Here is a 23,009-nt window from a genome sequence, read left to right on the forward strand (position 1 = left end):
TCGTCGATGATCGCGGGTATCGGACCTGGGGATGGGAGCGAGGGGTCCGATAGCCGCCAGACGGGGAGGTCGGCTCGGCACATGATCGTTTGCATGACGACGACACTCAACGACAAGGTCGCCCTGGTGACCGGGGGTTCCCGCGGTATCGGGGCCGGCATCGCCCTGCGCCTGGCTCAGGACGGGGCCGACGTGGCGCTGACCTACCGGCAGGACACGGAGCGGGCAGCGATCGTGGTGAAGCAGATCGAGGCGCTGGGCCGCAGAGCGCTGGCAATCCAGGCGGACGGTGCGGACCCGAGGGCCGTACGGGGCGCGGTCGACCGGGCGGCCGCCGAGCTGGGTCGGCTGGACATCCTGGTGAACAATGCCGCGGTGTTCCTGGTCGGCTCCATGGAGGAGCTCGGCATGGCGGAGGTGGAGCAGACGATCGCGGTGAACGTCCGGGCGCCGTACGTCGCCGTGCGGGCGGCGCTGCGGCACCTGGGCGATGGCGGGCGGATCATCAGCATCGGCAGCAACGTCGGTGAGCGGGCGGTCTTTCCGGGGCTGACGCTCTACTCGATGAGCAAGACCGCTCTGGTCGGGCTGACCCGGGGCCTGGCCCGCGAGCTGGGCCCGCGGGCCATCACCGTCAACCTGGTCAACCCCGGCCCCACGGACACCGACGCCAACCCGGCGGACGGGCCGAACGCGGCGGCCATCAGCGGATTCACCGCCGTCGGCCACTACGCCCGCGCCGCCGACATCGCGGCCACCGTCGCGCATCTGGCCAGCCCGGAAGCCGGGTACGTGACCGGCGCGGTGATCAACGTGGACGGCGGGTTCACCAGCTGAGGAACCCGGGCGGCGTCGCCATACCCTTCGGCGCCGCCCGGCCTCAACCGTCTGCCGGATGCTCGCGGACGGCCCCGCGCATCGGCGTCACACCTCCCGATCCAACACCGGGCGCACCGCGTCGACGAACGAGATCCGGCGCTTCGTGCGTACCTCGATCGCGGCGAGCCAGCGGTCCCGGTGCCGGTCGCGCAGCGGTGCTGTCACGTCGCCCGGCTCGTCGCGGAACCGGCGCTGGTCGGCGTGCTCCGCGGTGAGGCTGGTCAGCACCGACCGTGCGGCCGACACGACCTCCGCCGGGCCCTCCAACAACACCAGGTTGTACGCCTCGTCCACGGCGCGCATCGCCGCGTACGCCTCGTCGTAGCCGGGCACAGGTTCACCGCCGCCGGGTTCGAGCCACCGCCGGTCCAACTGCCGGTACGCCTGGTCGCAGGCGCTCAGGAACCCGACGTACGCGTCTCGTCGCAGCTCCGCCCGGCGCGTCGCCTGCCGCTCGGCGCTCCCCTGCTGTGCGACGGTGAGCTGGTGGGCCAGTTGGCGACGCGTGCTGAGCGCGCCGACCAGCCCGGTCAGGGCGGCGGCGGCCAGCGTGGACAGTGCGGTGATCAGCGCGACGGCGACGGTGTCCTGCATCCGCCCATCATGGCGTCACCGGTCGGTCCGCCCACGGGGCGGGTCCTCGCCGGTGAGCCCGTCCACCGACTCCCGGATCAGGTCGGCGTGACCAACGTGCCGGGCGTACTCCTCGATCAGGTCGATGAGGATCCGGCGCAGGCTCGGCACCTGGCCGTCCGGCCACTCGCCCCGGGCCAGTTGCTCCGGCCCGGCGTCGGTCAGCAGTTCGGCCACCGTGGCGCGGGAGCGGGCGACCGCCTCCCGCCAGAGCGAGTAGAGCTGCTCCGGGGTGTCCTCGGCAGCAGATTGCCAGTCCCAACCGGGATTCGCGTCCCAGTCGACCGTCTCCCACGGTGGTCCGGGCGAGCACCCGTTCAGCTTCAGCGAGAAGTAGAAGTCCTCGACGAAGGCGAGGTGCTTGAGCAGCCCGCCCAGGGTGATCGACGACGGGCCGAGCGTCGCCCGCAGGCCGGCGGCGTCGAGCCCACCGGTCTTCCAGGCCAGTGTTGCGCGCTGACGGTCCAGGGAGCCCAGCAGGGTGGCGGTCTCGTCACCCGCGATCGGCGGCTCGGAGTGACCGGCCTCGTCCGCGTTGGTCATGGTGATCGAGGCTAACGGGCCGGCCAAGGCCCGTCCACCTGCGCGGTTGCCTGGCGCGACGCGGCCGTCAGGCGTCAGGTATCAGTCAGTGCAGTTCGTAGCCGGCTTCCTCGACTGCGGCCCGTACTTCGGCGATGTCGAGCAAGCGGTTGCTGTTCACCGTGACGGTGTCGTGTTCGACGTCCACCGCCACGGCGGTGACGCCGGGGATCCGCTCGATCTCCTCGGTGACGAAGCCTGCGCAGTGGCCGCAGGCCATGCCGATCACGCGATAGGTGCTGACGGTCATGTCGACACCCGCCCCCGGTCGCTGGCCTTGACGGGCACGGAACGGGTGAGCATGTGCGCCCGACGCATCCGCCCGTCGATGGCGAAGTGCCCGAAGAAGTAGACGTCCACACTGCCCTGCCGCTTCTGGGTCTGGAAGTGCAGGGTGTAGCGGGCGGCGATCCGGTCCCCGTCCGCCATCGCCTCGTGCACCTCCCACCGGGCGCCGGTCTGGTGCTTGCGCGCCGGACGGGCGTGGGCGATGAGCTTGGCGCGGTCCATCAGGTTGCCGTCAGCGACCTGCACAATGTCGGGCGTGTGGTACCGGTCGACGACCACCGCCGGATCCTCGTCGCCGCGCACCAGGTCGGTCATGAAGGAGGTGAAGAAGTCGCCGATGAACTTCTTCGGGTCGGTGCCGTCGAGAGCGCCCATATCACTCACCACCAGGTCGTGATCTCTGACTGAACCTTTACGGCTTGTAATATATCGACGTCCGAGAAAACTTGGCAAGGTGTAAGAGATGAGTCGTTCAGCGGAGCGCAACCGCCGCGCCGATGCCCGCCGCAACTACAGCGCGATCCTCGACGCGGCAATCCAGCTGCTCGACGCGCAGCCGGATGCCAGCCTCGACGCCATCGCCACAGCCGCCAGGCTCACCCGGCAGACCGTCTACGCCCACTTCCCGTCCCGCGAGCACCTGATGGCGGCCGTCGTCGACCGGATCACCGACGAGGCCGTCGCCGCGATGGACGCCGCCGAGCCGGACAGCGGATCCGCCGCGGACGCGCTCATCCGGGTGCTCGGGGCCGGCGCCCAGATCGCACGGCGCTACCCGGTCCTGGCCCAGCAGATCGCGTCACTTCCGGTGAGCCCGCACGTCGACGAGGAACGCCACGCACCGGTCGCCGATCGGATCAACCGGGTGATCCAGCGCGGTCAGGCGAGCGGCGAGTTCGACGACCAGCTTCCGGCCGAGTGGCTCGCCGCGATCACCATCAAGATCGGCCACGCCGTGGGCGAAGAGGTCGACGCCGGTCGGATGAGCCGCGCCGAGGCCGCCAACGCGCTGCGCACCGTCCTGTTCCGGGTGCTCCGCTCCGGGGTCTGACCTCGCTGCGCCGGGTCGGCTGATGTGAAGGGTGGGCGCGGCAGGTTTCGAACCTGCGACCCCCCGCTTGTAAGGCGGGTGCTCTCCCACTGAGCTACGCGCCCGGATCGCCCGTGCGGCGGGCCGGTGGCTGGCAAGCTTACCTTGCTTGCCGCCGGCCCGGACGCACGGCGTACCCCGGTCAGGTGGTCGCTGCGGCGATGGCCTTGCGCCAGCCCTGCTGGTCGCGGGCCTCGCCCGGGCCGTTCATCTCGGCGAAGCGGACCACGCCGGTCTTGTCGATGACGAAGGTGCCCCGGTTGGCGAAGCCGGCGACGTCGTTGAAGACCCCGTACGCCTGGGCGACGGCGCCGTGCGGCCAGAAGTCGGCCAGCATCGGGAACTGGTAGCCCTCGCGGTCGGCCCAGATCTTGTGGCTGTAGACCGAGTCGACGCTGACCGTCAGCACCTGGACGTCGTCGTTCACGTACTCGTCGAGGTTGTCCCGCACCTCGGACAGCTCGCCCTGGCAGGTGCCGGTGAAGGCGAGCGGGTAGAAGACCAGCAGAACGGTGCGCCTGCCTCGGAAGTCCGAGAGCCGGACCTCCTGGTTGTTCTGGTCCTTCAGGAGGAAATCCGGTGCCTCGGCACCAACCTCGATGGGCATGCGAACTCTCCTCGGGGTCGAGTCACGGAACGGCAGCGGCCCGCCCACCCGGCGGTGTCGACCGCCGGGCGCGCGAAGCGGGAGGGGGCTACTTCTTGGCCTTGGCCCCTCGGCGCAGCACCAGCCGTGCCCCGCTCCAGTCCCGGCCGGCGTTGACGGTCGAGGTCTGCTGAAGGCCGGCGGTGGGCGCCGACTCCGCGACCTCACTCGGCTCGACGTGCCCGTCACGCCCCGCCTTCGGGGTGAGGAGCCACACGACCCCGTTGTCGGCCAGCGGGCCGAGGGCGTCGACGAGAAGCTCGAAGAGGTCACCGTCGCCGTCGCGGTACCAGACCAGCACGGCGTCGACCACCTCGTCGGTGTCCTCGTCGACCAGCTCTCCACAGCGGTCGGTCAGGGCGTCGCGGAGATCCTGGTCGACGTCGTCGTCGTACCCCATCTCCATGACGACCATCCCCGGTTCGATTCCGAACCGGTCCGCCAGGCTGCGTACCCCGTCGGCGGCCTGACCAGCGGTCGCGCTCACTGTCGCGTGCCTCCTCATCTCGTCCCTGCTCGCGGCGTCGGTGCGACGCCGTCAGGCAAAGTCCACACAGTTGTGCGTCCGCGCGCAAGTGGCGCACCGGGTGGAACGGAATTTACCGTGCCAGCAGCGTACGGGCACCGTCGGTAATGGCTTCCGCGGAGACCAGAACATGACGTGCTGCCGGACCTAATGGTACAAACGAGTCAACTCCCGCCACTCGACGTGCGGCTCCGACATATCCGGCGTCGACCAGCGCGGCGATCACCCCCTCGCCGACCCCGCCGGAGCGACGCGTCTCGTCCACGACCAGCACCCGGCCGGTCGCCGAGGACTCCCGGATGATGTCGGCCACCGGCAGCGGGGCCAGCCAGCGCAGATCGACCACCCGGGTGCCCACCCCCTCCTCGGCGAGGACGGCAGCGGCCCGCAGCGACATTCGCACCCCGTTACCGAAGGTGATGATGGTCAGGTCGTCCGCCGAGCCGACCCGGTAGACCCGGGCCCGGCCGATCGGCACGTGCCCGGCCACCCACCCGCCCGGCTCCGGATAGCCGGCCAGCCACTGCCCGTCGCCCTCGGCGTACAGGTCGCGGGTGTGGTAGAGCGCGATCGGCTCCAGGAACACGCAGACACTGCCGTCCACCGCCGCGCTGGCCAGGCAGGTCCGCAGCATGGGCGCGGCGTCGTCCGGCCGCGCCGGCACCGCGACCACCAGACCGGGCACATCCCGGAGTACGGCCACCGAGTTGTCGTTGTGGAAGTGCCCGCCGAACCCCTCCTGGTACGCCAGCCCGGCCACCCGCACCACCATCGGGTTGCGGAACGCCCCCTGCGAGAAGAACTGCATGGTGGCCGCCTCGCCGCGCAGCTGGTCTTCCGCGTTGTGCAGGTACGCCAGGTACTGGATCTCCGGCACCGGCAGCATCCCGGCCAACCCCGCGCCGAGGCCCAGCCCGAGCACCGACGTCTCGTCGAGCAGGGTGTCGAAGACCCGGGCCGGCCCGAAGCGGTCACGCAGCCCCTTCGTCACCCCGTACACGCCGCCCTTGGCGGCCACGTCCTCACCGAAGACCGCCATCTGGGGGTGGTCGAGCATCCCGTCGGCGAGCGCGGCGTTGATGCTCTGCGCCAGGGTCATCGGGCCGGCCAGCTCCGGAGGCTTGCCGCCGAACGCCTCGGCCCGGGCACCCGCACCCGGCCCGCTGGCCCGGGCCGCGGCGTCGGCCACCGCCCGCGCCACCCGCACCGGGCGGCGGGGCGCCAACGCCGACACCACGTCGGCCGGGGAGGCCAGCTTCGGCTCGCCCAGCACCTCCTCGGCCAACCGGCGTACCTGCCAGCCGGTCTCGTCGTAGCGGGCCAGCAGCTCCTCGCCGGTCGCCACGCCGGCGTCGACGAGCAGCCGCGCGGTGGCGGCCACCGGGTCCCGGTCCAGGTCCTCGGCCAGCTCGGCCGGGCTGCGGTACGCCAACTCCGCGTCGGCCCCGGCGTGCCCCATCAGCCGTACGGTGCGCAGGTGCAGAACGGCCGGCCTCCGGTGCCGGCGTACCCAGGCCGCGGCCTCCGCCGCCACCGTGTACGTCTGCACCGGGTCGGCGCCGTCCGCGCTCAGGTACCGGATGCCCGGCTTGGCCCGCAGGGTCGCCTCCACCCAGCCCTCCGGCGAGCGGACGCTGATGCCCAGCCCGTTGTCCTCGCAGACGAAGAGCACCGGGATGCGCAGACCGGCGTGGTCGTACCAGCCGGCGGTGTTGAAGGCGGCGGTGGCGGTGGCGTGGTTGACCGAGGCGTCGCCGAACGAGCAGACCACGATGGCGTCCGGTGGCCACGGGGCGTGGGTGGCATCCGCTCCGCTGCCGACCCGCAGCCCGGCCCCGGTACGCCGCCCGGCGCTGTCCAGCCGGCGCAGCCGCTCCACGGCCAGCCCCATCCCGACCGCGCGGGGCAGGTGCGAGGCGATCGTGGAGGTGGTCGGCACGATGGACAGGTCGGCCCGGCCGAACACCTTGTGCCGGCCACCGGCGATCGGCTCCTGGCTCGACGCGACCATCCCGCGCAGCACGTCCCGGGCCGCGTCCGCGTACGCCGCGAATCCACCGGCGGTCGGCGCGGTCACCGGCGGTTCGGACCCGGACGGCTCCGGGTCGGACGGTTCGGACCCGGACGGCTCCGGGTCGGACGGTTCGGACCCGGACCGCTCCGGGTCGGACGGCTCGGACCCGGACCGCTCCGGGTCGGACGGCTCCGGGTCGGTCGCGGCCTGCGCGGCACGCAGGCAGTAGAAGGCGCCGGAGCGGTAGTGCAGGAGCGCCGGATCGGTGGGGCGCAGCGCGGCGGCGACCGCGGCGTTGCCTTCGTGCCCGGCCGAGCCGATGGTGTAGAAACCCTCCCCGAAGCTGCGCAGCCAGCGGCCGGCCAGGTCGAGTTGCCGGCTGGTCACCTGCGCGTCGAACAGGTCCAGCAGCTGAGCGCCGGTCAGTGCGGCGTCGTCGGTGACCGGGTCGGCGGGGTCACGCCGCTGTGCCGCGGCGGGCAGCGCCGCCAACGTCTCCCGGAACCGGTCGTCGAGATCTTGCGGGGTGGTCACGTCGGACAGCATTACCGACGCGCGCCCTGGTCGCCCAGTGGGACACGGCCGGCGCCGGTCTGCTCACTCCGGCCCACAGGGCTCCGGCCAGCCATCGTCGGACACCTTCCAGACCAGGTCACGAAGGGTGCCCAGCTCCCGGTCGGTCAGCCCGGACAGGAGTCGGGAGTCGGACATCACCTCGATCACCCGGTCCCGGACGCCGCGACCCGGCTCGGTCACCACCAGCGTCTTCTGCCGACGGTCCGCCGGGTCGGTGCGGCGCTCGACCAGCCCGGCCTGTTCCAGCTTGTCGACCAGCACCGTCACGTTGGACCGATCGCAGCCCAGTTGGCCGGCGAGGTCGCGGGCTGGCAGCGGGCGATCCGGGTCCAGCTCGTACAGCGCCCGGGCCGCCGCCGGGGTGAGCCCCAGCTCAGCGAACGCGGAGCCCTGCCGGTGCCGCAGAGCGGCGGTCAGGTGCGCCATGCGGCGCACCACATCGACGGCGAGACCAGCGCGATCCACCCGTTCACCTGCCGCGGGACCCACCTCCTGCGTCACGGCCACATCGTACGCAGTGCGCCGGTCGTCCAGCTCAGCGATCAGGTTCGGGCACACCGGCCGGACGGGCATCGTCGGTCACGGCCCGGCCGGCCGGATCACCCGTCGGACGGGCGGACCGGCGGGCATCGGGTCAGCACGGATCGACAGCGGTCATCGGTGTTCGACTGCCGGCGACGAGCAGGGCCACTCACTGTCACCTGTCGGCCACCGGGGCTCGCGAGGCTCCCGGAGTCACGAAGATCGGACTCTGGGGAGGATTCGTGTCACTGTCCCGACGTACCATCCTGCTGTCCGGCGCCGCACTCGGCGCCGCGGGCGCGGTCACCGGGCTGCCGGCGGCGGCCGGCGCGGCGGCGGGCCGGCCGCTGGCCTACCCGTTCACCCTCGGTGTGGCCTCCGGCGACCCCGACCACGACGGGTTCGTGTTGTGGACCCGCCTGGCCCCGCAGCCACTGGCCGAGGACGGCCTCGGCGGCATGCCGGACCGCGACGTGCCGGTGCACTGGGAGTTGGCCGCCGACGAGCGGTTCCGGCATGTGGTGCGCCGCGGGGTCGCGGTCGCCCGCACCCGCTCGGCGCACAGCGTGCACGTGGAGTTGGCCGGCCTACTGCCCGGGCGCGAGTACTTCTACCGGTTCCGCGCCGAGCGCCACGTCTCGGCGACCGGACGCACCCGCACCGCCCCGGCACCGTGGACCATGCCGGCCGCCCTGGCGATGGGCTTCGCCTCCTGCTCCCAGTACGAGCACGGCTACTTCACCGCCTACCGGCGGCTGGCCGAGACCGAGCCGGAGCTGATCCTGCACCTGGGCGACTACCAGTACGAGTACGCCCCGGACACGTACAACGTCCCCGGCGGCAACCCGCGTGACCACGAGGGACCGGAGACCCGGACGCTGGCCAACTACCGGCAGCGGCACGCCCAGTACAAGACCGACGCCGACCTGCAGGCCGCGCACGCGGTGGCGCCGTGGGCGGTGGTGTTCGACGACCACGAGGTGGAGAACAACTGGGCCGACGAGGTGCCCGAGGCGCCGGACCCGGAGTTCCCCGCGCGGCGGGCCGCGGCGTTCCAGGCGTACTACGAGAACATGCCGCTGCGGCGCACCTCGATCCCCCGCGGCATCGACATGCAGCTGTACCGGCGGGTGCGCTGGGGGCGGCTGGCCACGTTCCACATGCTCGACACCCGGCAGTACCGCGACGACCAGGCCTGCGGCGACGGCTACCGGGACTGCGCGGCGGCATCCGACCCGGCCCGGTCGATCACCGGGGCCGAGCAGGAGGCGTGGCTGCTGGACGGCTTCCGTCGCTCGGACGCCCAGTGGGACATCCTGGGCCAGCAGGTCTTCTTCGCTCAACGGGACAACAACTCCGGCCCGCTCACCGTCACCAGCATGGACTCCTGGGACGGCTACGTCGCCTCCCGGGACCGCATCACCCGGGGTTGGTTGGCCGCCGGGGTGCGCAACCCGGTGGTGCTGACCGGCGACGTGCACGCGCACTGGGCCAGCGATCTCAAGCTGGACTACGCCGACCCGACCTCGCGCACCGTCGGCACCGAACTGGTCTGCTCCTCGATCACCTCGACGGGTGACGGCGCGGACTCGGCGTCCGGCTCGCACCCGTGGTTCGCGTTCAACCCGCACCTGCGCTTCCAGAACAACCTGCGGGGGTACGTGCGCACCACCATCACCCCGGGACAGCTCACCGCCGACTTCGACGTGCTGCCGTACGTCAGCCGGCCGGACGCGCCCGCGTACACCCGGGCCTCGTTCGTGATCGAGGACCGCGTGCCCGGCCTGCACCAGACGGCGGACAACCCGGTCCCGTCAGCGGTCCGCAGCGCCGCACCGTCCGCCGACCCCGGCCAGCAGACCGTCGACCAGGAGACCGCCCGCCCGTAACCCGCCCGACGCGTCACGATCCGCGCACGGCGCCGCCCTCACTCCCGTCGAGGCGGCAGTTCCGGGGACGCCGCGCGGATCGTGACGCGGGACGGCGGCGCGGCTGGACCGTCAGCCGGGGAGGAAGGAGAACCGCACCTGGCGGGTCGGGTTGTCGCGGTTGGTGTCGACCAGGCAGATCGACTGCCAGGTGCCGAGCGCCAGCCGGCCGCCGAGCACCGGCAGCGTGGCGTACGGCGGAATGAGAGCCGGCAGCACGTGGTCGCGCCCATGGCCGGGCGAGCCGTGTCGGTGCCGCCAGCGGTCCTCGGTGGGGAGCAGGTCGGCCAGGGCGCTGAGCAGGTCGTCGTCGGAGCCCGACCCGGTCTCGATGATCGCCAGGCCGGCGGTGGCGTGCGGCACGAAGACGTGCAGCAGGCCGTCGCCCTCACTGGCGACGAACTGCTGGGCCTCCGCGGTGATGTCCCGGACGGTCGGGCGGGACCCGGTCTGGACGGTGATCACGTCACTTCGCATACGTCGCATTCTGCCGCAGGGCGGGTCAGGAGCCGCCACCACCGCCGGAGTCGCCACCGCCGCCGGAGAAGACCGCGACCACGCCGGCCACCAGACCCGTCACACCGATAACGATCATGCTCACGGCGACCGCGACATGGCCCCTGTTCATGACCGAGACGGTAGGGGTGGCGGGCAAACCGCCCAGAATCCGCAGCGCCGTTGCGCTAAGTTACCGGCGAGTACCTGTGTTCAGCATCGCGTCGGGGGGACCTAGACGTGACGACGGGTGCCACCAGGGGGCAGGATGGCGCTAGAGACCTATCCCACACACAACCGAGGGAACGCCTGTGGCTACGGAACGCAAGCGCCCGGTGATCAGCGACGGCCTACCGAGCCAGCTTCCGGACATCGACCCTGAAGAGACCAGCGAATGGGTCGAGTCGCTTGACGGTGTCATCGACGAACGCGGTGCCAAACGCGCCCGTTACGTCATGCTGCGCCTGCTGGAGCGGGCCCGTGAGCGCCAGGTCGGGGTTCCGCCCCTGACCACCACCGACTACATCAACACCATCCCGTCGGAACGCGAACCGTGGTTCCCGGGTGACGAGCACGTCGAGCGTCGGATCCGGGCGTACGTCCGGTGGAACGCCGCCATGCTGGTGCACCGGGCGCAGCGCCCGGAGATCGGCGTCGGTGGGCACATCTCCACCTTCGCCAGCTCGGCGTCGCTCTACGAGGTGGGCTTCAACCACTTCTTCCGGGGCAAGAACCACCCGGGCGGCGGCGACCACATCTTCTACCAGGGCCACGCCTCCCCCGGCATGTACGCGCGGGCGTTCCTGGAGGGGCGGCTCAGCGAGCACCAGCTCGACGGGTTCCGCCAGGAGCTGTCGCACCCCGGCGGTGGGCTGCCGTCGTACCCGCACCCACGGCTGATGCCGGACTTCTGGGAGTTCCCCACCGTCTCGATGGGCCTCGGCGGTCTGAACGCGATCTACCAGGCCCGGTTCAACCGGTACCTGCAGCACCGCGGCATCAAGGACACCTCGCAGCAGCACGTCTGGGCGTTCCTCGGCGACGGTGAGATGGACGAGCCGGAGACGCTGGGCGCCATCGGCGTGGCCGCCCGCGAGGAGCTGGACAATCTCACCTTCGTGATCAACTGCAACCTCCAGCGGCTGGACGGCCCGGTCCGGGGCAACGGCAAGGTCATGCAGGAGCTGGAGGCGTTCTTCCGGGGTGCCGGCTGGAACGTGATCAAGGTGGTCTGGGGCCGCGAGTGGGACCCGCTGCTCGCCGCGGACACCGACGGCGCGCTGGTCAACCTCATGAACACCACGACCGACGGTGACTACCAGACCTACAAGGCGGAGTCCGGCGCGTACGTGCGGGAGCACTTCTTCGGCCGCGACGCGCGTACCCGCAAGATGGTCGAGCCACTGAGCGACGACGAGATCTGGAACCTCAAGCGGGGTGGGCACGACTACCGCAAGCTCTACGCGGCCTACAAGGCGGCCACCGAGCACACCGGTCAGCCCACCGTCATCCTGGCGAAGACGATCAAGGGCTGGACGCTCGGCTCGCACTTCGAGGGCCGCAACGCGACCCACCAGATGAAGAAGCTGACGCTGGAGGACCTGAAGACCTTCCGCGACCGGCTCTACCTGGACATCCCGGACTCGGCGCTGGAGGACAACCCCTACCTGCCGCCGTACTACCACCCGGGTGAGAAGTCCGAGGAGCTGGCGTACCTCAAGGAGCGGCGCGAGCAGCTCGGCGGGTACCTGCCCTCCCGGCGGACCAGCACCAAGCGCCTGACCATCCCCGGCCCGGAGCGGTTCGCGGACGTCAAGCGCGGCTCGGGCAAGCAGAAGGTGGCCACCACCATGGCCTTCGTCCGCCTGCTCAAGGACATCATGAAGGACAAGGAGTTCGGCAAGCGCTGGGTGCCGATCATCCCGGACGAGGCGCGCACCTTCGGTCTCGACTCGATCTTCCCGACCGCGAAGATCTACTCGCCGCACGGCCAGCGCTACACCTCGGTCGACCGGGAGCTGTTCCTGTCGTACAAGGAGTCGACCACCGGGCAGATCCTGCACGAGGGGATCAACGAGGCCGGCTCGGTCGCCTCGTTCACCGCCGCCGGCTCGGCGTACGCCACCCACGACGAGCCGATGATCCCGATGTACATCTTCTACTCGATGTTCGGGTTCCAGCGGACCGCCGACGGGCTGTGGGCGGCCGCCGACCAGATGGCGCGGGGCTTCCTGCTGGGCGCGACCGCGGGGCGGACCACGCTCAACGGTGAGGGCCTGCAGCACGAGGACGGCCACTCCATGCTGATCGCCGCCACCAACCCGGCGGTGGTCGCGTACGACCCGGCGTTCTCGTTCGAGATCGCGCACATCATGGAGCAGGGCCTGCACCGGATGTACGGGGACGCGCAGGAGAACGTCTTCTACTACCTGACGGTCTACAACGAGCCGATCCTGCAGCCGGCCGAGCCGGCCGGGGTGGACGTGGAGGGCCTGCTCAAGGGCATCTACCGCTACTCCCCGGCGCCGCAGGTCGACGGCCCCAAGGCCAACGTGCTCGCCTCCGGCACCGGCATGCAGTGGGCGCTCAAGGCCCAGCAGCTGCTCGCCCAGGACTGGGGGGTGGCCGCCGACGTCTGGTCGGTGACCTCCTGGACCGAGCTGCGCCGCGACGCGGTGGAGACCGAGGAGTTCAACCTCCTCAACCCGGGCGCCGAGGCGAAGGTTCCGTACATCCAGCAGAAGCTGGCCGACGCGGACGGGCCGAAGGTCGCGGTCAGCGACTGGATGCGTGCGGTGCCGGACCTGATCGCCCGCTGGGTACCCGGCGACTACACGTCGCTCGGCACCGACGGCTTCGGCATGTCGGACACCCGGCACGCGCTGCGCCGGCACTTCCACGTCGACGCCGAGTCGATCGTGGTGGCCACGCTGCGGCAGCTCGCCCGCAGCGGCGCGGTGGCGGCCACCGTGCCGGCCGAGGCCGCCAAGAAGTACGCGATCGACGACGTCAACGCCGCCCCGGTCGGCGAAACCGGCGGCGACAGCTGATCCAGGCACCACCGAGGAAGGGCCCGGCGCACCCCCGCGCCGGGCCCTTCCAGTTCAACCCCACAGGGCCGGGTGCGGCGGTGGTCCGGGGTCCCTGGCGGGGATCCGGACCACCGCCGTCGCGGGCGACGCCGGGAGGATGGGCGCTCGTCAGCCGACGGCGGCCAGGTCGGTGAGCCGGGCCAGCGAGTCCTCCAGGTCGGCGCCGACCCGACGCAGTCCGAGTCGCAGCAGGGCCGCCTTGACCGGTCCGGCCGGCCAGCGGACCACGATGAGCCGCACGATGGTCCCGCCCTCCTCCTCCTCGTCGGGAGTGAGCTGGACGTAGATCTCGGTGCGCGCCTCCGCACGAGCACCGGCGCCCTTGGCCCGTTCCCGCCAGCCGATCAGTGTCGGCTCCTGGTAGGCGATCACCTCGGCCTCATGCGCCGAGCCGCGCCCCGCCTGGACCAGCTGTCGTCGCCCGAAGCCCTCTCCCGAGAGCACTTCGGCCGCGCGGACCCCCGCCAGCCAGGCCGGCAACTGCTCGGCCCGCTGTACGACATCCCAGACCACTTCAATTGGCGCCGCCACGTGCGCACTGCGTTCCACGAGGATCATTTCCGTCTTCCTCCGGTGAGGACATCCCACGATATCGGCACTCTATGCGCTAAATCGGACTTACCTGGACGGGTTCGGAAAAAGACACGCCGATCAACCATTGCGCATTGCGCCGCAGCGGCCTATGGCGCATTCATCGAGAGCGCTTTAAAGTCCCGAGCACGTTTCACGTTGACCGGGAGGGCGCATGTCGACCGCACCGCTGCCCCAGTTCCCCACCGGCTTCCGCTGGGGCGTCTCCACATCGGCCCACCAGATCGAGGGCGCCACCACGGCCGGCGGACGCGGACCGTCCATCTGGGACACGTTCGCGCACTCACCGGGCCGGATCAGCGACGGCAGCAGCGGCGAGGTGGCCTGCGACCACTACCACCGGCACACCGAGGACGTCGCGCTGCTGGCCGGGCTGGGCGTCTCCGGATACCGGTTCTCCGTCGCCTGGCCCCGGGTGCAACCCACCGGCGCCGGCCCGGCCAACGCGGCCGGCCTGGACTTCTACGACCGCCTGGTGGACGAGTTGCTGACCGCCGGCGTCGACCCGGTGGCCACCCTCTACCACTGGGACCTACCCCAACCCCTCGAAGACGCCGGTGGCTGGCTGCACCGCGACACCGCGGCCCGCTTCGCCGAGTACGCCGACAAGACCGCGGCCCGGCTCGGCGACCGGGTTGGCCTCTGGATCACGCTGAACGAGCCGTTCATCCACATGAGCCTCGGTTACGGCATGGGCGTGCACGCCCCCGGCCGGATGCTGCTCTTCGACGCCTTTCCGGTCGCCCACCACCAACTGCTCGGGCACGGGCTCGCGGTCGCCGCGCTGCGGGCCCACACCGGCAGCCCGGTGGCGATCGCCAACAACTACTCGCCCGTGCGGGTGCTCGGCGACCGCGACGCCGACCGGGCGGCCGGGGCGGCGTACGAGGCGCTGCACAACCGCCTCTTCACCGACCCGCTGCTCGGCCGCGGCTACCCGGAGCTACCCGGCTTCGACCCGAACGTCATCCACCCCGGGGACCTGGACACGATCGCCGCACCGATCGACGTGCTCGGGGTCAACTACTACAACCCCACCGGCGTACGGGCCGCCGAGCAGGGCTCGCCACTGCCGTTCGACCTCGTCCCGCTGGACGGATACCCCCGGACGGCCTTCGACTGGCCGGTGGCCCCCGACGGGCTGCACGACCTGCTCCGCTGGCTGCGCGACACGTACGGCGGCGCACTGCCCCCGATCGAGATCACCGAGAGCGGCTGCGCGTACGACGACGTACCGGACGCGGACGGGCGGGTGGCGGACCCGGAACGGATCGCGTACCTCGACGGGCACCTGCGAGCGGTCCGGGCCGCCATCGACGACGGGGTGGACGTACGCGGGTACTTCGTCTGGTCGCTGCTGGACAACTGGGAGTGGGCCGAGGGGTTCACCAAGCGCTTCGGCCTCGTCCACGTCGACTACGCCACCCAGACCCGTACGCCGAAGTCGTCGTACACCTGGCTGCGGGACGTGATCGCGGCCAGCCGGCCGAGGTCGGCGCGGTGACCACCCTCGACCCGACTCCGGCGTCGCTGCCGGCGGCGCTCGCCGAGCCGACCGTGCCGGTGCGGCGCGGCTGGATCGGGTTGATCTTCGCGGCCAACCTCGGCGTCTGGATGGCGTTCTTCACCCCGATCCAGGTGCTGTTGCCGCAACAGATCGAGCAGATCGCGCCCGGCGACAAGGAGACCATGCTGGCCGTGGTCACCGGCCTGGGCGCGGTGGCCGCGGTGCTGGCCAACCCCCTCGCGGGCGCGCTCTCGGACCGGACCTGCCTGCGGGTCGCCGGCCGGGAGTTCGGTCGCCGGCACATCTGGACCGCCGGCGGAGCCCTACTCGGCGCGGCAGCCCTGGTGCTGCTGGCCCAACAGCGGACCATCCTCGGGGTCGCCCTCGGCTGGGTCGCCGCCCAGGTGTGCTTCAACGCGATGCTGGCCAGCCTCACCGCCGCCATCCCGGACCGGGTCCCGGTGACCCAGCGCGGCGGCGTCTCGGGCTGGGTGGGCATCCCGCAGGCGCTCGGGCTGGTGCTCGGCGCGGTGCTGGTCACCGCGGTGGTCACCGGCAACGCCGCCGGCTACCTGGCCATCGCCGTGGCCATCCTGCTGCTGTCGCTGCCGTTCGCGCTGCTCACCCCCGACGAACCGCTGCCCCGCACGCACCGGCCGCCGCTGCGGACGCGGGCGCTGCTGGCCTCGATGTGGATCAGCCCACGCCGGCACCCGGACTTCGCCTGGGCCTGGATCACCCGGTTCCTGGTCCAACTCGGCAACGCGCTGGGCACCCTCTACCTGCTGTACTTCCTCACCGACGGGGTGCGCCACCCCGATCCCGAGGGTGGTCTGCTGGTGCTGATCCTGCTCTACACGCTCGGCATGATGCTGACCGCGGTGGTCGCCGGCCGGCTGTCGGACCGTTCCGGGCGCCGCAAGATCTACGTGATCGCCTCCGGGCTGATCATGGCGGTGGCGGCGCTGCTGCTCGCGGTCGCGCCGGTCTGGCCGATGGCGATGGTCGCCGCGCTGCTGCTCGGCGCCGGCTACGGCGTCTACCTCTCGGTGGACGCCGCGTTGATCACGCAGGTGCTCCCCCGGGCCACCGACCGGGCCAAGGACCTCGGCGTGATCAACATCGCCAACTCGGCGCCGCAGGTGCTCGGCCCGGCGCTCTCCGCCCCGCTCGTGGTGCACCTGGGCGGTTACCCCACGCTCTACGCGGTCACCGCGGTGGTCACCCTGGTCGGCAGCGCCCTGGTCGTCAAGATCCGCTCAGTCCGCTGAGTCGGGGGGCGGTGGCCGTAAGCAGTCGACGGCCGCCGTAGGCTGGGGGACGTGACGGTACGTGTGCGCTTCGCCCCTTCCCCGACCGGTATGTTCCACGTCGGCGGCGCCCGCTCGGCGCTGCAGAACTGGATCTACGCCAAGCAGCAGGGCGGCGTGTTCGTGCTGCGCATCGAGGACACGGACGCGGCGCGCAACAAGCCCGAATGGACCGAGGGCATCCTCTCCGCGTTGGACTGGATCGGCATCTCCCGGGGCAGCTACGAGGGCCCGTACTTCCAGTCGCAGAACGCCGGCGAGCACCGGGCCGCCGCCGCCCGCCTGTACGAGTCGGGCCGCGCCTACTACTGCGACTGCACCCGCGAGGACGTGCAGGCCCGCACCGGCTCGCAGTACCAGGGCTACGACGGCTACCACCGCGACCTGGGCCTTGGCCCGGGTGAGGGGCGGGCGCTGCGCTTCCGTACGCCCGACGAGGGCGCGACCGTGGTGGTCGACCTGATCCGCGGTGAGCCCACCTTCGAGAACCGGCTCATCGAGGACTTCGTCATCGCCCGGGGCGACGGCTCGCCGGTCTTCCTGCTGGCCAACGTCGTCGACGACATGACCATGGGGATCACCCACGTGATCCGGGCCGAGGAGCACCTGCCCAACACCCCCAAGCAGCAGCTGCTCTGGGACGCCCTCGGCGTCAAGCCGCCGGTCTGGGCGCACGTGCCGGTGGTGGTCAACGAGAAGCGGCAGAAACTCTCCAAGCGCCGGGACAAGGTCGCCCTGGAGGCGTACCGCGAGGAGGGCTACCTCGCCGGCGCGATGCGCAACTACCTGATGCTGCTCGGCTGGGCGCCCTCCGGGGACCGGGAGATCGTCCCCTGGTCGGTCATCGAGGACGAGTTCCGGCTGGAGGAGGTCAACCCCTCCCCCGCGTTCTTCGACGAGAAGAAGCTGCGCGCGTTCAACGGCGAGTACATTCGGGCGCTGCCGGTGGCCGAGTTCATCGACGCCTGCCAGCCGTGGCTGACCGGCACCGGGACCATCGCGCCGCCGCCGTGGCAGCCGGAGGAGTTCGACGCCGAGGCGTTCGCCGCCGTCGCCCCGCTTGCCCAGACCCGGCTCGCGGTGCTCAGCGAGATCGTGCCGAACGTCGACTTCCTCTTCCTGGCCTCGCCGCTGATCGACGAGGCCGCCTGGACCAAGACGATGAAGGACGGCTCCGCCGAGCTGCTGGACTCCGCCATCACGGCGTTCGAGACGCTGGAGTCCTGGGATGCCGAATCGCTGAAGTCGACGCTGGAGGCGGTCGGCGCCGAGCGTGGCCTCAAGCTCGGCAAGACGCAGGCACCGGTGCGGGTCGCCGTCACCGGCCGCACCGTGGGCCTGCCGCTGTTCGAGTCGCTGGAGGTGCTCGGTCGCGAGCGCAGCCTGACCCGGATGCGCGCGGCCCGGCTCCGCCTGGTCTGACCGCGAGTACGGCGGGGTCGGGTCCCGCCGGCCAGGCACCGGCGACCTCCCCTGCAGCAACGCGGCCACGGGCCATCGACGGCGACGAGGCCGTGCCGGCCCCGGCCAGGTGCTTGCGGTTCCGCCGCTCAGCCGCGGGCGGAGCGGCGGAGCACGAGGCCGGTCCCGAGGACGGCGATCAGCACCAGGCCGCCGAGCGCCCAGAGCCACCAGCGACCGCCGGAGTCGGACCGCTCCTGCGCCGCTGGCACCGCCGACGCGGTCGCGGTCGGGTTGCCGGGTGTCGGCGACGTCGGACCGGCCGAGGGCGAGCCAACGGTTGACGCGCCAGCCGAGGGCGAGGCGGACGGATCGGCGGCCGTGCCGGCGGTCAGGGTGAACCGCACCTCGCCCTTCACCGGGTGCCCGTCGCTGGACGCGAGCTGGTAGCCGACGATGTAGAGCCCGGCGGCGGCCGGCGTGAACGGCACACGCACGCGGCTGCCATCGAAAGTCGGTGCGCCGCCGGCGACCACATTGTCCGGTCCGGTTATTGTGATCTTCGTCGTAGCCGGCGCCGGCTTGGCCAGGAACCGCAACTCGATCCGGGCCGGGGCCGTCGCCACTCGGGCGCCGTCGCGTGGGTCGCTGCCGGTCAGCGAGTTGTGCGCGGCGGCCGGTGTCACTGGCGCCAGGAACGACACACCGAACGCCACGCCGAGCACCACTGGCACAACCCGCGCCGTACGTGTAACCCTGCCCCCCATGAACCCCTCCGTAAGGGTACGATCCGCCCGCTGATCAAACGGCTCCTCATTAGTCGAGCAGAGATCGCAGATAGTTCCAATTACTGTTCCACAAGCTGCAACTCATCGACGTTCTGCGGAGTCTGTAAGAGTGGCGCGACCATCCGGTCGGCGCCGCGCCGGTCGACCGGTCCAGACGTCACAGCGAAGCCATCCATCGAACGGGGCGAGGAGGCGGGATGGTCCGACAGATGAGCCGGTTGGCCGCCGTGTTGGCGGGCGCGCTGGCGACGGCGCTGCTCTCACTCGCCACCACCGGCCCGGCCTCCGCGGCACCGAAGCCGGCACCGGCCGGAGTGGACATCACCGGCGTGGGGCTGTCCGCGCCGCTGCGGTTGCGCACGGAAACGCAGCCCGCCCACGTGGGCGCGGTCATCGACCAGGTCAACTTCCTCGCTCGCACCGGCATGCCGACCGGCCCGAAGCCGGCCGATCTCGGTCCGAAGTACACGGTCGTGGTGCTCGCCGGGGAAACGCCGAAGCAGACGTACGATCTCTATCCCAAGGCGGCCGGTGGCCCGCGGATCTTCCGCCCGGCCAAGCAGCCCGACGCCCGCAAGACCAGCGCCGGTTGGTTCCTGGGTCGGCTCAGCATGTCGGAGACCCTGCGCACCGCCGGTGTGCCGCTGGAGCGGCAGTTCGACACGGTCAGCGGCGGCGTGGGCGGCGGCGAGCGGGTGCTCCCGGAGGACACGCTCGACCCCGCGAAGGACCTCGACGAGGCCCTCGGCGACCTGCAACACCTGCTGCTGCTCAACGTCGGGGTGATGCTGACCATCACGGTCGGCCTCGCCGGGATCGCCCTCCTGATCCGCCGCCGCACCCGCTGACCGGCCACAACGCGCTGACCTGCACCGCGTCGGCGACGGGCTCAGCCAGCGACGGGCATCAGCCGCACCGGTCAGGCGGACCTCGCGGATCCCTCCCCGCGTGCGGCGGTGGTCAGCACCAGCGACGCGGGGGGCGCTCCCGACGGGTGGCCCGCGGACGCGGCCGGACCGGGCCGTGCCGATGGGCCCCGGCCCAGCCAGGAAGTTCACTGAGGCAACCAGCCGGGACGTCCGTGTCGGGCTCGGCGAGGGAAGTGGACTCGGCGGAGCGCTGGCGCGGGAGCACGGCTTCGTCGTCGGCCCGGCCGACGAGCGGCTCCACCGGGTGCGACGGCGCGGCGCCGACCGGCCGGCGGTGCTTGCCGGCCGCCTGCGGGTCCTGCTGCCCCGACCGGCACGGCTCGCCCTGGGCACAGCCGTGCTCGGCCTCCCCGTGCGCCATCCCCGGTCTCCTCACGCTCGTCTCACCCGCGGGTGCTCCCCCGACGTGCCCTGTCACACCGTACTGGCCGGGACCGACGGGCCGCGCGCAGCGTACCTGGGGTCGGGACCGGCCGGTTCACGACGACAACGGTGAGCGCGGGATCCGGTCGCGCAGTTCACAGCTTCTTTTCGCGCCGTTCACCCTGGGGGGTCGCGGTGGGGGCGGACCGGCGGTCAGCGGGCGCGTTGGGCCTCCAGGTCGGCCCGCGTGAGGAGCGCCCGCAGCGCCACGCCGTGAGCGGCGAGCGCCTGCGACCCACCCTCGGCCCGGTCGATGACGCAGAGGGCGTGCTCGACCCGGGCACCCAGTTCGCGTAGGTGGCCGGTGGAGATGACCACCTGGCCGCCCGAGGTGACCACGTCCTCGATCACCAGCACCCGCCGTCCGGCCACCTCTGCTCCCTCGGCCAGCCGGGCCGTCCCGTACGGCTTGGCGGTCTTGCGGACGAAGGCGCAGGGCAGCCCGGTGTGCCGGCCCAGCGCGGTCACCACCGGGATCCCGCCCATCTCCAGCCCGGCCAGCACCTCGGTGTCCGTCGGGACCAGGGGCACCAGGTGGGCGGCCACCCGGTCCAGCAGGCGGGGATCCGCCTCGAAGCGGTACTTGTCGAAGTACTCGTTGGCGGTCCGGCCGGAGCGGAGCGCGAACGTGCCGGTCAGCCGGCAGGTGCTGTCGATGTCGCGAGCCAGCGCGGCCAGGGTTTCCACATCAGTCATGATGATCATTCTCGCTCGGCCGGGGCGCGGTGCGCGTACCTCTTTCGGCGCATGTCGGCGCCGACGGGCTCGTCCTCGGGTCGGTGTCCGAGGGTCGGCGGCTGTGGTGGGATCGGGAGCATGCGATCGCCACCGTGGCTCGGCTCCGGCACCCCCGGGAGGGACCTGGCGCTGGCCGGCGCGTCACTGGCCGGTGGTCTGGTGCTGTACGGCCTGGGCATGCAACCGCAGATCGTCCCGCACCCGGACGTGCCACCCGCACTGTTCCTGCCGCCACTGCTCGCGGTGTGCGTCGCCGTCGGCCTGCGTCGGGTCGCACCGCGCACCAGCCTGGCCGTGGGGACCGGGGCGCTCCTGGTCGACACGCTGCTCGGCAACTCGCTGGGCACCGTCGTGGTCTACACGCAGGTGCTCTACGACGCCTGCGTGTACGGCCCGCCCCGGCTGTGGCGGTGGCTGCTGCGGATCACCGTGGCGCTGAGCCTGATCGGGGTCGTCGTCGGCGTACTCGGGTTCGGCCAGTGGCGCGGCGCGGCGGTCGGGGTGCCGGTGGTGCTCGCCGGGCTGCTGCCGGTCCTGACCGGGATCAGCGTGCGGCAGTACCGCGACCAGGCCGCCGCCGAGCGGGACCGGGCTGAGCAGACCGCTCGGCTGGTCGAGCTGGACCGCCGTCAGGCGGTCAGCGCCGAACGCGCCCGGATGGCCCGGGAACTGCACGACGTGGTCGCCAACCACCTCAGCGCCGTGGCCATCCACGCCACCGCCGTGCTGTCCGTCCCCGGGCTGGATCGCGGCCAGGTCGAGTCGGCGTTGCGGGTGATCCGGGAGAGCAGCGTGCAGGGCCTGGCGGAGATGCGTCAGATGATCGACGTGCTGCGCGAGCCGGGGACCGGCGGTGGACCGGCACCGGCGGGCGACGGCCCGGCGCTGCCGGAGGCGGTCACCGCGCGCCTCGCTGAGGCGGATGGGTTGATCGAGCGCATCCGGGCCGCCGGACTCGCGGTGCGGGTCCGCACCGATGGGACGCCGGGCCCGCTGCCGGTGGGGGTGGACCTCGCCGCGTACCGGATCGTGCAGGAATCGCTGACCAACGCGCTCAAGCACGGCACCGGCGAGGCGGAGGTCACGATCGCGTACCGGCCGGCGGAGGTGGTGCTGACGGTGGAGAATCCGGTGCGCCGGGGCGGGCCAGGGTTGCCGGGTGCCGGGGCCGGGCTGATCGGGATGCGGGAGCGGGCCACGCTGCTGGCCGGCCGGTTCACCGCCGGGCCGCGCGACGGCCGCTGGCAGGTCCGGGCCGCGCTGCCCACCGGGGAGGGCGGGTGACCGGGCCAGCATCCCCGCCGGGCGACGCGGGCGCGGCGACCCTACGGGTGGTGCTCGCGGACGATCAGCCCGCGGTCCGGGCCGGACTGGCCCTGATCCTGGGCGGTTCGCCGGGCGTCGAGGTGGTCGGCGAGGCGGCCGACGGCGACGAGGCGGTTCGGCTGTGTCGGGAGTTGCGCCCGGACGTCGCGGTGCTGGACGTACGGATGCCCCGCCGGGACGGGATCTCCGCGACCCGGGCGATCGTCACCGACGGGCTCGCCGACGTGCTGGTGCTCACCACCTTCGACCTCGACGAGTACGTCTTCGGCGCGTTGCGCGCCGGCGCGGCCGGGTTCCTGCTCAAGGACACCGACGCCGACGGCCTGGTGACGGCCGTGCGTACGGTGGCGCGTGGCGACGGGTTCATCGCCCCCGCGGTGACCCGCCGTTTGATCGCCGCCTTCGCGGCCACCGCGCCGGGCGCGTCGGCGGACACCCGGGCCGCGCTGGGCACACTCACCCCGCGTGAGCGCGACGTGCTGGCCTGTCTCGGTCTGGGCCTGTCCAACCAGCAGATCGCCGACCGGCTGGTGCTGGCCGAGAGCACCACCAAGACGCACGTGAGCCGCATCCTGGCGAAGCTGCACCTGCGCAGCCGGGTGCAGGCCGCGATCCTGGCCCAGGAGCTGGGCCTGCCCACTCCCCCGAAACCCTGAGCTGTCTCGATCACGAGCGTGCTCCAAAGGGCCTGGCCGACCGCTCAAGGCGTCACTGAAGGGTGTCGG

At 72.0% G+C, this 23,009-nt stretch carries 23 protein-coding genes, 1 tRNA gene and 2 pseudogenes; 10 read left to right on the forward strand and 16 right to left on the reverse strand.

Annotated elements, in window-relative coordinates; genetic code table 11:
- Nucleotides 1–93: 93 nt before the first annotated feature.
- The gene (locus ACQEUX_RS19430; RefSeq protein WP_433050141.1) at nucleotides 94–837 is read left to right on the forward strand and encodes an SDR family NAD(P)-dependent oxidoreductase; all 744 of its coding nucleotides are present in this window, start codon (nucleotides 94–96) and stop codon (nucleotides 835–837) included.
- A gap of 87 nt (nucleotides 838–924) precedes the next feature.
- Here ACQEUX_RS19430 and ACQEUX_RS19435 read toward each other — a convergent pair whose 3' ends face one another.
- The 4 genes from ACQEUX_RS19435 to ACQEUX_RS19450 all read right to left on the reverse strand — a co-directional run bounded on the left by ACQEUX_RS19435 (nucleotide 925) and on the right by ACQEUX_RS19450 (nucleotide 2,757).
- Complete coding sequence (locus ACQEUX_RS19435) at nucleotides 925–1,473, reverse strand: hypothetical protein (RefSeq protein WP_433050144.1); 549 nt, start codon at nucleotides 1,471–1,473, stop codon at nucleotides 925–927.
- 15 nt (nucleotides 1,474–1,488) lie between these two features.
- Complete coding sequence (locus ACQEUX_RS19440; protein ID WP_433050147.1) at nucleotides 1,489–2,055, reverse strand: DinB family protein; 567 nt, start codon at nucleotides 2,053–2,055, stop codon at nucleotides 1,489–1,491.
- Between the two features lie 85 nt (nucleotides 2,056–2,140).
- Nucleotides 2,141–2,344 (reverse strand): heavy-metal-associated domain-containing protein, encoded by a 204-nt coding sequence (locus ACQEUX_RS19445; RefSeq protein ID WP_433050150.1) that lies wholly within the window; start codon nucleotides 2,342–2,344, stop codon nucleotides 2,141–2,143.
- Nucleotides 2,341–2,757, reverse strand: coding sequence for a nuclear transport factor 2 family protein (locus ACQEUX_RS19450; RefSeq protein WP_433050153.1), 417 nt, complete (start codon nucleotides 2,755–2,757; stop codon nucleotides 2,341–2,343). The genes ACQEUX_RS19445 and ACQEUX_RS19450 overlap by 4 nt, the downstream gene beginning before the upstream one ends.
- Before the next feature lie 88 nt (nucleotides 2,758–2,845).
- Between ACQEUX_RS19450 and ACQEUX_RS19455 the strand changes: the two genes are divergently transcribed.
- Entirely contained in the window at nucleotides 2,846–3,433 is a 588-nt protein-coding gene (locus ACQEUX_RS19455; protein ID WP_433050156.1) for a TetR/AcrR family transcriptional regulator, read from the forward strand.
- A gap of 32 nt (nucleotides 3,434–3,465) precedes the next feature.
- Here ACQEUX_RS19455 and ACQEUX_RS19460 read toward each other — a convergent pair.
- From ACQEUX_RS19460 to ACQEUX_RS19485, 6 genes and pseudogenes are all read right to left on the reverse strand, one after another.
- A tRNA-Val gene (locus ACQEUX_RS19460) sits at nucleotides 3,466–3,537 on the reverse strand.
- Between the two features lie 77 nt (nucleotides 3,538–3,614).
- Nucleotides 3,615–4,079 (reverse strand): peroxiredoxin, encoded by a 465-nt coding sequence (locus ACQEUX_RS19465; RefSeq protein ID WP_433050159.1) that lies wholly within the window; start codon nucleotides 4,077–4,079, stop codon nucleotides 3,615–3,617.
- Between the two features lie 88 nt (nucleotides 4,080–4,167).
- A complete protein-coding gene (locus ACQEUX_RS19470) occupies nucleotides 4,168–4,605 on the reverse strand; it encodes a DUF3052 domain-containing protein (protein WP_110565654.1) in 438 nt (145 codons plus the stop codon).
- A gap of 112 nt (nucleotides 4,606–4,717) precedes the next feature.
- A pseudogene (locus tag ACQEUX_RS19475) lies at nucleotides 4,718–6,688 on the reverse strand (thiamine pyrophosphate-dependent enzyme); the annotation flags it as partial.
- 171 nt (nucleotides 6,689–6,859) lie between these two features.
- Nucleotides 6,860–7,204: pseudogene (locus ACQEUX_RS19480) on the reverse strand (transketolase); the annotation flags it as partial.
- Between the two features lie 51 nt (nucleotides 7,205–7,255).
- Nucleotides 7,256–7,660 (reverse strand): MarR family winged helix-turn-helix transcriptional regulator, encoded by a 405-nt coding sequence (locus ACQEUX_RS19485; protein WP_433056972.1) that lies wholly within the window; start codon nucleotides 7,658–7,660, stop codon nucleotides 7,256–7,258.
- A 338-nt stretch (nucleotides 7,661–7,998) separates the two neighbouring features.
- On the opposite strand from ACQEUX_RS19485, the gene ACQEUX_RS19490 reads away from it, so the two are divergent.
- On the forward strand, nucleotides 7,999–9,645 hold the full coding sequence (locus ACQEUX_RS19490; RefSeq protein WP_433050164.1) for an alkaline phosphatase D family protein: 1,647 nt from the start codon (nucleotides 7,999–8,001) through the stop codon (nucleotides 9,643–9,645).
- A 111-nt stretch (nucleotides 9,646–9,756) separates the two neighbouring features.
- On the opposite strand, the gene ACQEUX_RS19495 is transcribed toward ACQEUX_RS19490, so the two are convergent.
- Both ACQEUX_RS19495 and ACQEUX_RS19500 read right to left on the reverse strand, forming a co-directional pair.
- Nucleotides 9,757–10,161, reverse strand: a complete 405-nt coding sequence (locus ACQEUX_RS19495; RefSeq protein WP_433050167.1) for a YjbQ family protein — start codon at nucleotides 10,159–10,161, stop codon at nucleotides 9,757–9,759.
- 25 nt (nucleotides 10,162–10,186) lie between these two features.
- Nucleotides 10,187–10,312 (reverse strand): hypothetical protein, encoded by a 126-nt coding sequence (locus ACQEUX_RS19500; protein WP_433050170.1) that lies wholly within the window; start codon nucleotides 10,310–10,312, stop codon nucleotides 10,187–10,189.
- A 178-nt stretch (nucleotides 10,313–10,490) separates the two neighbouring features.
- On the opposite strand from ACQEUX_RS19500, the gene aceE reads away from it, so the two are divergent.
- Nucleotides 10,491–13,229 carry a pyruvate dehydrogenase (acetyl-transferring), homodimeric type gene (gene aceE, locus ACQEUX_RS19505; RefSeq protein ID WP_433050173.1) on the forward strand — a complete coding sequence of 913 codons (2,739 nt, stop codon included), beginning with the start codon at nucleotides 10,491–10,493 and terminating at the stop codon, nucleotides 13,227–13,229.
- A gap of 150 nt (nucleotides 13,230–13,379) precedes the next feature.
- Here aceE and ACQEUX_RS19510 read toward each other — a convergent pair whose 3' ends face one another.
- On the reverse strand, nucleotides 13,380–13,829 hold the full coding sequence (locus tag ACQEUX_RS19510; protein ID WP_328419066.1) for an SRPBCC domain-containing protein: 450 nt from the start codon (nucleotides 13,827–13,829) through the stop codon (nucleotides 13,380–13,382).
- 187 nt (nucleotides 13,830–14,016) lie between these two features.
- On the opposite strand from ACQEUX_RS19510, the gene ACQEUX_RS19515 reads away from it, so the two are divergent.
- Genes ACQEUX_RS19515 through gltX form a run of 3 tightly spaced genes read left to right on the forward strand, consistent with a single transcriptional unit; the run spans nucleotide 14,017 to nucleotide 18,101 of the window.
- Entirely contained in the window at nucleotides 14,017–15,366 is a 1,350-nt protein-coding gene (locus ACQEUX_RS19515; RefSeq protein WP_433050178.1) for a GH1 family beta-glucosidase, read from the forward strand.
- On the forward strand, nucleotides 15,363–16,640 hold the full coding sequence (locus ACQEUX_RS19520; RefSeq protein ID WP_433050181.1) for an MFS transporter: 1,278 nt from the start codon (nucleotides 15,363–15,365) through the stop codon (nucleotides 16,638–16,640). The genes ACQEUX_RS19515 and ACQEUX_RS19520 overlap by 4 nt, the downstream gene beginning before the upstream one ends.
- 51 nt (nucleotides 16,641–16,691) lie before the next feature.
- Nucleotides 16,692–18,101: a glutamate--tRNA ligase gene (gene gltX / locus ACQEUX_RS19525; protein ID WP_433050184.1), complete on the forward strand. Its 1,410-nt coding sequence runs from the start codon at nucleotides 16,692–16,694 to the stop codon at nucleotides 18,099–18,101.
- A gap of 128 nt (nucleotides 18,102–18,229) precedes the next feature.
- On the opposite strand, the gene ACQEUX_RS19530 is transcribed toward gltX, so the two are convergent.
- On the reverse strand, nucleotides 18,230–18,796 hold the full coding sequence (locus ACQEUX_RS19530) for a copper resistance protein CopC (RefSeq protein WP_433050187.1): 567 nt from the start codon (nucleotides 18,794–18,796) through the stop codon (nucleotides 18,230–18,232).
- A 269-nt stretch (nucleotides 18,797–19,065) separates the two neighbouring features.
- Here ACQEUX_RS19530 and ACQEUX_RS19535 point away from each other — a divergent pair, with 269 nt between their 5' ends.
- Nucleotides 19,066–19,716, forward strand: a complete 651-nt coding sequence (locus ACQEUX_RS19535) for a hypothetical protein (RefSeq protein ID WP_433050190.1) — start codon at nucleotides 19,066–19,068, stop codon at nucleotides 19,714–19,716.
- Between the two features lie 112 nt (nucleotides 19,717–19,828).
- On the opposite strand, the gene ACQEUX_RS19540 is transcribed toward ACQEUX_RS19535, so the two are convergent.
- Nucleotides 19,829–20,158, reverse strand: a complete 330-nt coding sequence (locus tag ACQEUX_RS19540) for a hypothetical protein (protein WP_433050193.1) — start codon at nucleotides 20,156–20,158, stop codon at nucleotides 19,829–19,831.
- A 215-nt stretch (nucleotides 20,159–20,373) separates the two neighbouring features.
- Nucleotides 20,374–20,916, reverse strand: a complete 543-nt coding sequence (locus tag ACQEUX_RS19545) for an orotate phosphoribosyltransferase (RefSeq protein ID WP_433050196.1) — start codon at nucleotides 20,914–20,916, stop codon at nucleotides 20,374–20,376.
- Between the two features lie 120 nt (nucleotides 20,917–21,036).
- On the opposite strand from ACQEUX_RS19545, the gene ACQEUX_RS19550 reads away from it, so the two are divergent.
- Entirely contained in the window at nucleotides 21,037–22,242 is a 1,206-nt protein-coding gene (locus tag ACQEUX_RS19550; protein ID WP_433050199.1) for a sensor histidine kinase, read from the forward strand.
- Nucleotides 22,239–22,940: a response regulator gene (locus ACQEUX_RS19555; protein WP_433050202.1), complete on the forward strand. Its 702-nt coding sequence runs from the start codon at nucleotides 22,239–22,241 to the stop codon at nucleotides 22,938–22,940. The genes ACQEUX_RS19550 and ACQEUX_RS19555 overlap by 4 nt, the downstream gene beginning before the upstream one ends.
- Nucleotides 22,941–23,009 lie beyond the last annotated feature (69 nt).

The sequence above is a fragment of the Micromonospora sp. CA-259024 genome, from assembly GCF_050936255.1.
Classification (GTDB): domain Bacteria; phylum Actinomycetota; class Actinomycetes; order Mycobacteriales; family Micromonosporaceae; genus Micromonospora.

What these genes read in the sequence shown, in the direction of transcription:
- ACQEUX_RS19430 (WP_433050141.1), top strand. Translation starts at nt 94, where the DNA reads ATGACGACGACACTCAACGACAAGGTCGCCCTGGTGACCGGGGGTTCC.
- ACQEUX_RS19435 (WP_433050144.1), bottom strand. Translation starts at nt 1,473, where the DNA reads ATGCAGGACACCGTCGCCGTCGCGCTGATCACCGCACTGTCCACGCTG.
- ACQEUX_RS19440 (WP_433050147.1), bottom strand. Translation starts at nt 2,055, where the DNA reads ATGACCAACGCGGACGAGGCCGGTCACTCCGAGCCGCCGATCGCGGGT.
- ACQEUX_RS19445 (WP_433050150.1), bottom strand. Translation starts at nt 2,344, where the DNA reads ATGACCGTCAGCACCTATCGCGTGATCGGCATGGCCTGCGGCCACTGC.
- ACQEUX_RS19450 (WP_433050153.1), bottom strand. Translation starts at nt 2,757, where the DNA reads ATGGGCGCTCTCGACGGCACCGACCCGAAGAAGTTCATCGGCGACTTC.
- ACQEUX_RS19455 (WP_433050156.1), top strand. Translation starts at nt 2,846, where the DNA reads ATGAGTCGTTCAGCGGAGCGCAACCGCCGCGCCGATGCCCGCCGCAAC.
- ACQEUX_RS19465 (WP_433050159.1), bottom strand. Translation starts at nt 4,079, where the DNA reads ATGCCCATCGAGGTTGGTGCCGAGGCACCGGATTTCCTCCTGAAGGAC.
- ACQEUX_RS19485 (WP_433056972.1), bottom strand. Translation starts at nt 7,660, where the DNA reads ATGGCGCACCTGACCGCCGCTCTGCGGCACCGGCAGGGCTCCGCGTTC.
- ACQEUX_RS19495 (WP_433050167.1), bottom strand. Translation starts at nt 10,161, where the DNA reads ATGCGAAGTGACGTGATCACCGTCCAGACCGGGTCCCGCCCGACCGTC.
- ACQEUX_RS19500 (WP_433050170.1), bottom strand. Translation starts at nt 10,312, where the DNA reads ATGAACAGGGGCCATGTCGCGGTCGCCGTGAGCATGATCGTTATCGGT.
- ACQEUX_RS19510 (WP_328419066.1), bottom strand. Translation starts at nt 13,829, where the DNA reads ATGATCCTCGTGGAACGCAGTGCGCACGTGGCGGCGCCAATTGAAGTG.
- ACQEUX_RS19515 (WP_433050178.1), top strand. Translation starts at nt 14,017, where the DNA reads ATGTCGACCGCACCGCTGCCCCAGTTCCCCACCGGCTTCCGCTGGGGC.
- ACQEUX_RS19535 (WP_433050190.1), top strand. Translation starts at nt 19,066, where the DNA reads ATGGTCCGACAGATGAGCCGGTTGGCCGCCGTGTTGGCGGGCGCGCTG.
- ACQEUX_RS19540 (WP_433050193.1), bottom strand. Translation starts at nt 20,158, where the DNA reads ATGGCGCACGGGGAGGCCGAGCACGGCTGTGCCCAGGGCGAGCCGTGC.
- ACQEUX_RS19545 (WP_433050196.1), bottom strand. Translation starts at nt 20,916, where the DNA reads ATGACTGATGTGGAAACCCTGGCCGCGCTGGCTCGCGACATCGACAGC.
- ACQEUX_RS19550 (WP_433050199.1), top strand. Translation starts at nt 21,037, where the DNA reads ATGCGATCGCCACCGTGGCTCGGCTCCGGCACCCCCGGGAGGGACCTG.